At 72.3% G+C, this 10,751-nt stretch carries 4 protein-coding genes; 2 read left to right on the plus strand and 2 right to left on the minus strand.

Going from position 1 to position 10,751, the window contains the following annotated elements:
- Positions 1–17: 17 nt before the first annotated feature.
- Entirely contained in the window at positions 18–2,762 is a 2,745-nt protein-coding gene (locus G3I60_RS05925) for a right-handed parallel beta-helix repeat-containing protein (protein WP_164293882.1), read from the minus strand.
- Positions 2,759–9,088: a putative T7SS-secreted protein gene (locus tag G3I60_RS05930; RefSeq protein ID WP_164606752.1), complete on the minus strand. Its 6,330-nt coding sequence runs from the start codon at positions 9,086–9,088 to the stop codon at positions 2,759–2,761. Before G3I60_RS05930 ends, G3I60_RS05925 begins: the two co-directional genes overlap by 4 nt.
- Before the next feature lie 234 nt (positions 9,089–9,322).
- On the opposite strand from G3I60_RS05930, the gene G3I60_RS05935 reads away from it, so the two are divergent.
- Positions 9,323–10,312: a hypothetical protein gene (locus G3I60_RS05935; protein ID WP_138354357.1), complete on the plus strand. Its 990-nt coding sequence runs from the start codon at positions 9,323–9,325 to the stop codon at positions 10,310–10,312.
- Positions 10,313–10,381: 69 nt separating this feature from the next.
- Positions 10,382–10,687: a hypothetical protein gene (locus tag G3I60_RS05940; protein ID WP_138354356.1), complete on the plus strand. Its 306-nt coding sequence runs from the start codon at positions 10,382–10,384 to the stop codon at positions 10,685–10,687.
- Positions 10,688–10,751 lie beyond the last annotated feature (64 nt).

A 10,751-nucleotide genomic window follows, 5' to 3' on the forward strand; every position in this document is an offset into this window, starting at 1 on the left:
GGACAGCCGCCCGGGCGCTACGTCGCGGGCTGGGTGTCGAGTTCCGGCAGGTCGAGCTCGGACAGCGTCACCAGATCGTCCTCGGTCGGCTCGTCGATCTCCGCGACCCGGTAGGCCTGCCGCTCCGTCATCGCCTGGAACGCCTGGCGGGCGGAGCGGCCGTTGCCGAACCGGCCGTCCCTGGGCACATGGGCGAAGTAGGTGTCGAGCATCGCCCGGGCCGCGTCCGTCAGGTCGTACTGGTGCGAGGCGGCGTGCTGTTCGACGATCCGCACCAGTTCGGCGGTGTCGTAGTCCTCGAACAGCAGCGTCCGGTTGAACCGCGACGCCAGCCCGGGGTTGGAGTCGATGAAGTGCTCCATCTCGGCGGGGTAACCCGCCACGATCACCACCACCGAGTCCCGGTGGTCCTCCATCAGCTTGACCAGGGTCGCGATGGCTTCCTGGGCGAAGTCATTGCCCGCGCTGCCGCCGACCGGGGCCAGTGAGTACGCCTCGTCGATGAACAGCACACCGCCCATGGCCTCCTGGAACACCCGCTGGGTCTTCGGCCCGGTGTGGCCGACGTACTCGCCGACCAGCGCCGAGCGGTCGGCCTCGACGAGGTGGCCGCGCTCCAGCAACCCGACCGCGGCCAGGATCCGGCCGTACAGCCGGGCCACGGTGGTCTTGCCGGTCCCCGGGTTCCCCGCGAAGACCAGGTGCCGGCTCAGCGGGGGCGCCGCGAGTCCCGCCGCACTGCGGCGCTGCACCATCCGCATCAGCTTGACGAGCGACGCCACATCCTGTTTGACGCGGGCCAGTCCGATGAGTTCGTCGAGTTCGCCCAGCAGACTGTCCAGGCTCTCCTCGGGCTCCCCGGCCGGCTCGCTCTCCCCGGAGCCCTTCACCTCAGGTGCTCCCGACGGGCCGGACGCCACCGCGACCGGAAGCGAAGCGGCGGGCCACAGGGGGGATGTCACCCGGACCGAGACACAGTCCTCCACCACGGGATCGGCCCCGGGGTCGGCGCTCAGGTCCTCGTCCGCGTCATGGACCCGGATCCGCCTCAGCACGGGAGTCGCCCCGGCGCCTAGGTGCACGGCGGGAAAACCGGGTCCGGTGATGTCGCAGTCCTCGAACAGTCCCGCTCCCCCGGCCTCGACGATGAGGCCGTTCTTGCCGGGCCGGACGATGCGGACCCCGCTCAGCCGCGGCTCGGCGTCCCCGGCCACCACCACTCCTGAGCCGGCCGCCTCCCGGACCTCCAGATCCGTCACCCGTGGCCGCGCGCCCGCCTCGACGACGAGCCCGGCGGTGCCCGGCCGCAGCAGCCGCCCGCCCGTCAGCTCGATCTCGCCGGGCCCCAGCACGACGGCGGCCCGCTCCCCGTCGGTCACCTCGCAGTCGAGCAGCCGCACCGGACCCCGGGACGCGGACGTGATGCCGTTGCGGCAGCGCAGCACGCTCAGTCCCCGTACCTCCGCGCGTGACTCCCCGGCGATGTCAAGACCGGACATCCCGCACTGGGCGATCGACCCGTCCGTCATCTCCACGGTCGCGTCGCCGACCACGTGCACGCCGTGCTCCGGTGATCCGGACGCCCGCAGCCTGGTGAGGACGACGGTGGCCCGCCCTCCGATGTGGACCGGGCTGAAGCGGCACTCGCCGACCTCGCAGTCCTCCAGCCGTACCGTCGCGTCGTCCGCGGCGAGCAGGCCGTTGGCGGCCGAGTCCCGTACAGTGCTCTGCCCGGCGGTCAGCCGGGCGGCGCCGTGCACCCGGAGCGCGGCGGCGGCTGTGCGGACGATCCGCGTGTCGGCGAGCCACACCCGGGAGTCGTCCCCGGCGCTCACGCCCGAACCGCCGCTGTCGCGCAGCACGCACGCGGTGAGCAGCACATGGCCGGGGCCGGTGACGCTCACCGCGTCGGTGCCGGAGCCGGTCAGTTCGCAGCCGTGCAGGCGTACGCCGTCGTCGGCGCGGACCGTCCGGTCGTCGGCCCCGGCGGGGTCCACGGGGGCTGGCGAACTGCCCAGGACGCGGACCGCCTCGGCGCCGCAGTCCCGGATCCGGCAGTCCGTCAGGAGCGCGGACCCCTGGTCCTCGACGAGCAGGCCGCTGCGGCCCGCGCGGTCGATCCGGCTGTCGCGCAGGAGGACCCGGGCGCTCTCGCGGATGCGCAGCGCGGAGCCCGACGCTCCTCGTACGGTGGTGCGTTCCAGTTCGAGGTGGGTGGAGCCGCCGGCCACCAGTCCGGTGCCGTCGGCGTCGGCCAGCACGCAGTCGGTCAGATGCACGGTGCCGGTGGTGCGCAGCAGGGCGCCGGTGAGGGTCGCTCCGGTGAGCGTCGTGTCGCACAGCCGGGCCGCCGCGTCGCCCAGGACTTCCAGCCGGCCGCGGGTGATGCCGCCGCCGGACCATGCGGTGCTGCCGCCGGCGAGTCGTACGGCGGGACGGTTCGCCGCGCCACCGCGGATCGTCAGCCCGCGCAGCACCACCTTGGCGCCGGCGGCCACTTCGAGGCCGGGCCGGTCCTCGTCGGGGGCGTTGACGGTCACCGGGCCGTGGCGGACGGGTGCGTCCTCACCATCGGCCGTCCAGGCCAGCAGCGAGACACTCCGTTCGACGCGCAGGGCCTCGGCGTAGTCGCCGGGGGCGATCCGGATCTCGTCGCCGTCCGCCGCGGCGTTCAGGGCCGCGGTGATCGTCGGGTGCGCCGTCGGCTGCCGTTCCGGATCGGCGACGTAGAGGATCGCCGGTCGGGCGGGGGGCGGGGTCACGGGGCGTCTCCGGAGGGCGGTGGCGGCCGGTGGCGGCCGGGGTTGAGGGTGAGATTGTGCATGGCGGCCTGCAGGTCGATGCCCAGTCTGCCCAGTTCGGCCTCGGCCCGGTTCAGGGCCGTGTTCGCCCGGCGCATCAGGTCCATCGCCTGGTTGTAGGCGTGCGAGGCGCCGGACGTGGCGCGGGAAGTGACGCCGCCGGCGCTGCCGGTCCCCCGTTCCAGCGCCTGCAGTGCCCTTTGCGCCGAGCCGAGTTCACCGGTGGCCTCGGTGTACGCGCGCCATGCGGCAGCCTCGGCATCGACGCGCGTGACCTGGGGAGCGGCCGAGGTGGAGCCGCCGGGCTCCACGCCCCGTGTGGACGACGAAGCGGTGGCCGACGCCCGGCCCTTCCCCTTGACCTGAGTGCCCGGGTCCGTCGACGGCACGCTGTGGTCCGGGCGTCCTGGCGCGTGCGGGGGCCGGCCGCCGGGCGCGTCGGTGCGGGGTCGCTTGGTCGGACCGCGACCGTCGGCGCCCGGCGGCCGGCCGCCGCGCTCCACGGGCGGCAGCGGCGCATCCGAGCCGTCGGACAGCCGTGCGTGCCAGCCGCCGCCCCCGGGGCCGCCGTGCCAGGTGATGTCCAGGAGGTCGCGGGCGCGCTTGCCGCTGGTGGGCCCGTCGATCAGGTGGGCGACTCCGTCGCCGCCCGTCACCCGGATGTCCCGGCCCACCGCGTGCGCGTAGAAGCTGAGTACGTGCAGGCTGCCCTCGTCCATGGCGAAGTGCGCACCACCGACGGTCGCGCGCAGACCCTGCAGGGTGTCCGTCGGCGGGTGGATCCGCCCCTGGACGAGCCGGACGAAGAAGTCCTCGACACCGATGTTGTGGGCGTTCAGACCGTCGGTGAACAGCTTCAGCCGCTTCTGCGCGGTCGCCGCCGTCACCCCGCCGACGCTGTCGATCCGGTCGAAGGCACGTTGCAGCATCCGGGCCGGGTCCAGATCACCCGCCGTTCCGGCGGCGCGGTCGAGCGCCGCGAAGAGCGAGCCGGGTGAGAGGTCGATGGCCCGGGTCGGCAGGTGCTCCGCGGCGAAGTACCGCAGGTGGCGCAGGAAGTGGGTGGTGTCCGCGCTGAGCGCCAGGCTGTGCGACACCAGCCGCAGTTCGGCGGGGTCGATCCCGGCGAACACCGCCGCGCCCTCGCCGGGCAGCGGGGTGGAGACCGCGGTGCCCACCGGGTGCGTCACCGGGGTGCCCAACCGTGGGTCGAGACCGTCGGACAGGGCCCCGGCCGTGGGACGCGGCGGGTCGCCGGCGCCGTGGCGCGACGGCCACAGAGGGTCGAACGGCCGGCCGTTGTTGAGGTCCGGCCGCAGTTTGGCGTACTGCTTCGCGATCCAGTCGTCGCGGTGCGGGGCCAGGGCGAGTCCGCTGCGGCCCGCCTGCGCGTTGCCGCCCGACGCGTCGGTGTTGAACAGCCGGTCCAGCGGCTTCTTGATGTGCGCGTGGTCCTGCGGAAGGGTGCCGTCCTTCCACAGGTCCTTCAGCAGCCGGGACACGTCGGTGGGGATCGCGGCGCCCTGGAAGTCGGTGAGGAACGCGGTTCCGCGTTCCGGCAGCACGTGGTTGGCCGCGTTCAGCTCGCGCAGGGTCAGCCGCGCGTCGAGCGCCTCGCCGGTGCGCCACAGGATCTGCCGTGCCTCGCGGGCGGCGGCCGCCGGGACGCCCGGCAGGTGGGCACCGCGGCCCAGCGCGTCGGCGAGCCCGTCGAGGACCGTCGGTGCCCGGTCGGCCTTGAGCGCCCCGACCAGCGGGTCGCCGTTGCGTACGGCGTTCGCCAGGTCGTGCAGCACGGCCTGGGCCTGGTGGAGTTCCAGTTGGTTCAGCGGCGGGCGGTCGGTCCGGAAGGCGTCGTCGATCCGGCTCAGGAGGTCCGGCAGCTGGATGTGGCTGACCCCGCCGAAGGCCGGCAGCGGCAGGTTCCGGTCCAGTTCCCACGCGTTGAGCAGGTTGAGCCGCTCGCTGAGGGTCTGGAACTCCGCGCCCCCGTTGCCGAACCGGACCGGCGGCGCGTCGGGGCGGTGCAGCATGACGGCGGCCGCGTCGACGAAGAGGTTGGGCTCCGGGGAGTAGGGCAGTTGCGGGTGCATGCCCGCCAGCCGGTCGCGGATCCGCATGTCGAGGCGGATCCGCGCGTCGAGCGTGGGCAGGAAGTCCTCGGTGACATCGCCCTTGACCTTGGGCACCCTGGGCTTCTTCACCGCCCCGTCGGTGGCCGCCTTCGCCGGCTTCGGAGCCTTCGCCGCATCGGCGGCGAGCCGTGCGTTGGTGACCTTGACCAGGTCCTCCGAGACGCCGGCCACCGCGGTGTCGGGCATGCGGTAGCCGCCCGACATCATCAGCGGCGGGAACCCGGGCGAACCGTGAGCGCCCAGCGCCTCGTCGAAGTGCCGGAAGACGTGCTCACCGCTGGGCACCGTGTGCGGGTGGGCGTCGAAGTCCATGATCGAGAAGTAGGGGTGCTTACCCTCTTTGATCATCGTCTCCGCCAGATGGGTGCTGGCGGCGCTGGTCATGGTCGCGTTGCGGGCCGTGCCGTACGCGAATTTGGCGCTGGGTGCCATCGGGGTGGCGACCAGGGCGAGGGGGTGCGGGAACGAAGCCCCGCCGAGCGCGTTGTCGATGGCCCCGCGGATCGCGGCGAGTTCGCTGCGCGGGCCGTTGACGCCGATGACGACGGCGACCCGGCCGTCGAAGCCGGTCAGGTTGTGGGTGACGGAGTCCAGGAACGACTGCAGGCCGCGCAGCTCCCGGTAGTTGACGATCGCGTTCACCACGTACGCGATGGGCCGGGACTCCTCGACGCTTCCGTGCACCAGGGCCGCATAGCGGTCGGCGGTCAGCGGTTCGGCGGTGTGCCCGCCCAGGTGCGCGAAGGCGTCGTTGACCGCGGTGTGCTGATCGGCCGTGGCACCCGCCGGCGGGTGCCAGGTATGGGCGCCGCCGGTCGGGGCGGGCGTGTCGATCTGCATCGCGTCGTCGCCGTGCCGCGCGGACGGGGACATGGTGACGTCGTGGCCAGCCGGGTGCGGCACGGGGTGCGGGGTGGAGCCGCCCGGGACTGTCCGGCCGGTGGTGTGCGGGCCGGTGGAGGGCACGTCGACGTCCATCGCGTCGTCGGCGGCGGTGTGCGAGGCGGTCGGTGACGGTGTGTTCAGGTCGGCTGCGCCGGGGCGCGGCGGACGGGGGCGGGTCGAGGGGGCGCCGCCGAGCAGGCCGCCGCGGTCGGTGAAGATCTTGCCGGTGACGGAGCGGATCTCCATGCGGGTGGCACGGGCGTCGATGCCGAGCGCGATCAGGGCGTCCTCGGCCTTGTCGACGGCCGCTCCGGTCCGCTCGACGTCGGCCAGCGCCGTCCGGTAGGCGGCGGTGGGCCCGGTGGAGGCGCCCTGGCCGGGCGGCGGGGTCACGTGGTCGAGCTGTTGCTCGGCCTTGCCCAGCTTGGTCGTGGACTGCTCGTACCTGGCCCAGGCGTTGAGCTTCGCGACGGCCTCGGAGCCGCTGGAGCCGCCGATGACGATCTGCCGCGCGGCGTGGATCCGCTGGTTCATCACCAACTCCGCGGCACGGCCACCGAACCGCCCGCCGGGCGGCAGCGGGGTGACCACGGCGGGCTGATCGACCGCTATGCCCTTGCCCTTGTCCACCCGCGGGGAAAGATGCGGCACCGGGACCTCGGCCACCGCCACGTGCAGGGTGCCGGGTACGGGCACCTCGTCGGCCTTGACCGGGGTGCCGGGTCGGGCGACCAGGTCGAGCGCGCCCTTCGCGGAGCCGGAGTGGCCGGCGCCAGCGGCGTCCAGTCCCGGCTTGGCGGAGACGCCGGCCGGGGCACCGGAGTGGGCGCTGAGCCCGGTGGGAACCGGCGCACGGAGCTCGTCGTCACCACGCAGCAGGCTCATCGCCAGGTCGTGCGTGGACAGGGTGGGTTTCGGGAGCGGTCCAGGGGTGTTGAACGCGCGCGGCGCGGGGGCAGGGTGCACCGCCGCCCCATGCGTGACGGACGGCAACGGGCGGTCCGCCAGAGCGGTGGGCGTGGTCCGGACGCCCGGCTGCACCGGCACCGTGAGCGCGTGCTCGCCCGGGACGCCGTGCACCCCGGCCGAGGGCACGCCCGTCACGGAGCCGGTCGCCACATGGGCGACGGGCGCGGGCGGGACCGGGGCGGTGTTGGCCACCGCGTGCGCGTCGATCGTCTTGGGCGCGGAGTCCCCGATGCGCAGGGTGATGCCGTCGGCCCGGATACCGGTCACGGCGACGTCCCCCGAGGCCAGGGCGCGCAGTTCGGGGAAGGTCAGGTCGTTCAGCGCTTCGGCGTGGCCGACGGCGCCGCGGGCCATGGTGACGCCTTCTCCCATGCCGACGGTGTGCGGCACGCTCGTCGTTCCCGGGTGCACCCCGGAGACCACCTGGTCCATGTGCACCATCGGGGACGAGCCGTGCGCGTCGCGCAGCAGGTCGATGGCGGTGTGGCCGGGCAGCAGCAGATTGCTGTCGAGCCGTACGTGGCCGGCCGCGAGGTCCGCGTTGTGGACGAGCTGCGACCCGGCGGAGATGCCGGCGCCGTGGGTGAGCGGCACGCTCAGACCGCCCGGCAGCGTCGTCATGCCGTGCGGCAGCGGCGGGGTGACCAGGGACGCCCCGCCGACGCTCAGTCCGCCCGGGTGCGGCGCCCCGAGACCGGTGATGTGCAGGCCGGGCGCACCGCCGGCGTGGCCGACCACGGAGGGGGATCCGATGCCGTGCAGACCGCCGATGCTGAGCGCGCCCGAGCCGGGGTTCACCGCGGTGGGGACGCTGAGGGAGGCTCCCGGCGCGTGCAGGCCGTCGAGCCCGGCGCCGCGGATGGTGCCGAGCGAACCGATGCCGAGGTGGGCGAGGTTGACGGTGGGCATCGAGCCCAGGGCGAGGTGGACGAGGTTGGTGGTGCCGGCCGCGCCGAACCCCGCGCCCGGCCGGAAGAGCGCGCCCAGTGAGGAGTTGGGGCTGAACGTCCCCGGCGAGAAGTGCAGTCCGCCCGGCGACACCATCGGGGACGGCACCATCGTGCCGTGTCCGCCGCCCGCCAGCGGCGAGCCGAAGTGCAGCGCGGCGTCCGTGCGGCCCGCGTTGACGAGCAGTTCGTGCAGCTCAGGGTGGGGAATGCCCAGGACACGTTCGCCGAACGCGAGCCGGGCCGCGCCGCCGAAGCCGAGGACGCCGATCTCGGTGGCGTTGAGCGGCACGAGGGCGGCGATCCCGAACCGTCCCATCCGCTGGATGTTGACCAGCCCGTAGGTTCCGACCTTCGCCCAGTCGCCGACGACGTTCCCGGTGAACTTCACCCAGTCGCTGTGGATGGCGGTGACCATCGTGTTCCAGCCGCCCTTGGCACCGTTGCTGATCCCGCGCAGCAGGCCGGACAGGTCGATCTTGAGGGCGGGGCCGAGGTGGGAGCCGATCACCATGGGCGCGATGACGAACTTCGGCAGGCCGGTGAGCGTGGAGAAGTGGCCGATCTGCGACCAGATGTTCTTCCCGGCCATCGCCAGGCCGTTGACGCCACCCTTGAGGCTGTTGCCCAGCCCCTTCAGCAGGGCGCCGACGTTGATGCCCTTGGTCGTCGGGAAGAGCACACCGAGGAAGGCGAGTCCGAGCTCCAGACCGCTGGCCTTTCCCTGGCTGAACGCGACGATCGTCTTGATCAGCAGGACGGCGTTCATGCCCCAGGCGATGACGGCGAGGATGCCGCCGGTGAAGATCGCGAGCACCGACAGGATGATCGTCAGCCACTGGAAGACTTCCCAGAACAGGTCGCAGTCGCTGACCGGTTGGACCATCAGCTCGCCGGCCGTGTGCAGCTGCTTGCGCAGTTCCTTCGCCGCGGTGGACACGTCGCCCTTGGCGTCACTGGCGCGCTGCTTGAGGCCGGGCAGCTGCGCGTCGTCCTGCGGCAGCCCCTGCGCCGCGGACAACGCCTGGTCCGCCTCGGCCTGGGCGTTGGTGACGACGGTGCTGTAGGTGCGCAGCGCGGTCTCCGCCGTGTGGAAGGACTCCTCCACCCGCCCGACGAACTTGAACAGGTGGTCGTCGACCTTGTCGCGCAGCGCGTCGGCGGTCTTGCCGATGAAGCGCTGGCCGTCGCCCGCGGTGACCTGCAGTTCCTTCAGCCCGGTGTTGATGGTCCCGGCCGAGGTGGCGAGATCGCGCATCGCGTCGGCGACGACGGTGAGGGTGGCGGGGTCTCCCGGGGTGGGATCGCCGTCCAGGCCGAGCGCACTCCAGTCCCCTGGACGCGTTCCCACGTTCAAGCACCCCCTGGCGGCGATCGGCCGTAGGCAAGAGCCGGGCTCCGCACGGCACCGGACATCATGTCTACGCAGAGCGCGCCTGATCGGTTCACTCTGTGAACGACGTCACAGGCTGACGTCACAGGCCACTGAGACGGGTGTAATCCGGATCACTGAACCGTTCGGATCCCGGGTGCGTTTGATCTTACGTACGCGTCCCGTCCCCGACTCCGTCCCCCGGGAGTGGCTGTGCCCGACATCGCGGTCGACTACGAACTGCTCAACCAGGTCGCCCAGAAGGCCCGCACCCTCAAGGGGCAGGTCCAGGCGGCGCGCGAGGGCAAGCAGGACTACACGGTCAACGAGACCGGTGCGGCGTCGGTCTCCACGGCCATCCGCGCCTACTACTCCGTGTGGAAGAGCTCCTTCAAGCGCTCGGAGGAGAAGCTGGAGAAGCTCGGCAACCTCTACGACGGGGTGGCGCGGGGCTGGGCGGACTGGGACTTCCGGCTGGCCGGTGAGGCGAGCAAGCAGGAGGCGTCGCTCGCCGCGGACCTGTACACGACCCAGAAGAAGATCTGGGACGACTGGCAGGCGGCGGTCGCGGCCGGAAACGCCGACCCCAACGACCCGCACGCGCCCAAGCCGCCCGCGGACCGGCCCGGCACCTGGACCACCGACGACGGTCACGGCAACACCACCACGACCACGTACGAGTACGGCCCGGACGGCAAGCCGACGAAGATCACCACGACGCAGCACACGAACACCGGCCTGACCAGTACGGACACCACGAACTACCACGCCGACGGCACGTACGACTCGTCCGCCACCGATGTCTACGGCAATGTCACGACCACGACCGGCAACAGCCAGACCACCGAGTCGGGGAACACCAAGAACACCAACGACCACTTCACCAGCACCACCAAGGACCCCGACGGCAAGGAGAGCACGACCACGGGCACGACCACGTCGGTCTACGACACGACCACCGGTCACCGTGACTCGGACACCACCTACACCACCGTCGGCCCCGACAAGGACGGCAACCAGCAGACCGTGAAGGGCACCACGCACTCCTCGGTGGACCTCAACGGCCACGAGGTCGTCACGACCGTCGAGGTCAACGAGGACGGCAGCGGCACCAAGACCGTGGTGACCGACGGCCGGACCGAGGAATGGAAGAGCGACAGCGCGGACCACGACAGCGGCTGGACGACGTCCGACGACGACTAGGGCCGGAACCGGCCCGACCCGTGAGCCGGGAACGGCACCACGGTCACCCCACAACCAAGGGAGCGCACCATGCCCGCAGGCAACATCAACCTTGACTACACCGAGATCCTGCGCGTCTCAGGCGTGATGAACCAGGCGGTCAACGACATCAACCCGCACCTGCTGTCGACGAAGACCTCCGTCGAAGGGCTGCTGGACAACGGCCTGTTCATGCAGCAGAGCAGTCCCGCGATGAAGGCCGCCTACGAGAAGCTGACGGCCTCGCTGCAGCAGGCCGTGGAGAGCATCAACAGCTTCGCGATGCAGTTCACCAAGATCAAGGAGTCCGTCGAGAAGATGGACGCCGACATCGCGGCCAGCACCAACCAGGCCTGACGGCAACGCGCGCGCCCGCGGCCACCTTTCCGGGTGGCCGCGGGCGCGCGTGTTTGTCCGCGAC

The sequence above is a fragment of the Streptomyces sp. SID13666 genome, assembly GCF_010548325.1.
GTDB classification, from domain to species: domain Bacteria; phylum Actinomycetota; class Actinomycetes; order Streptomycetales; family Streptomycetaceae; genus Actinacidiphila; species Actinacidiphila fildesensis.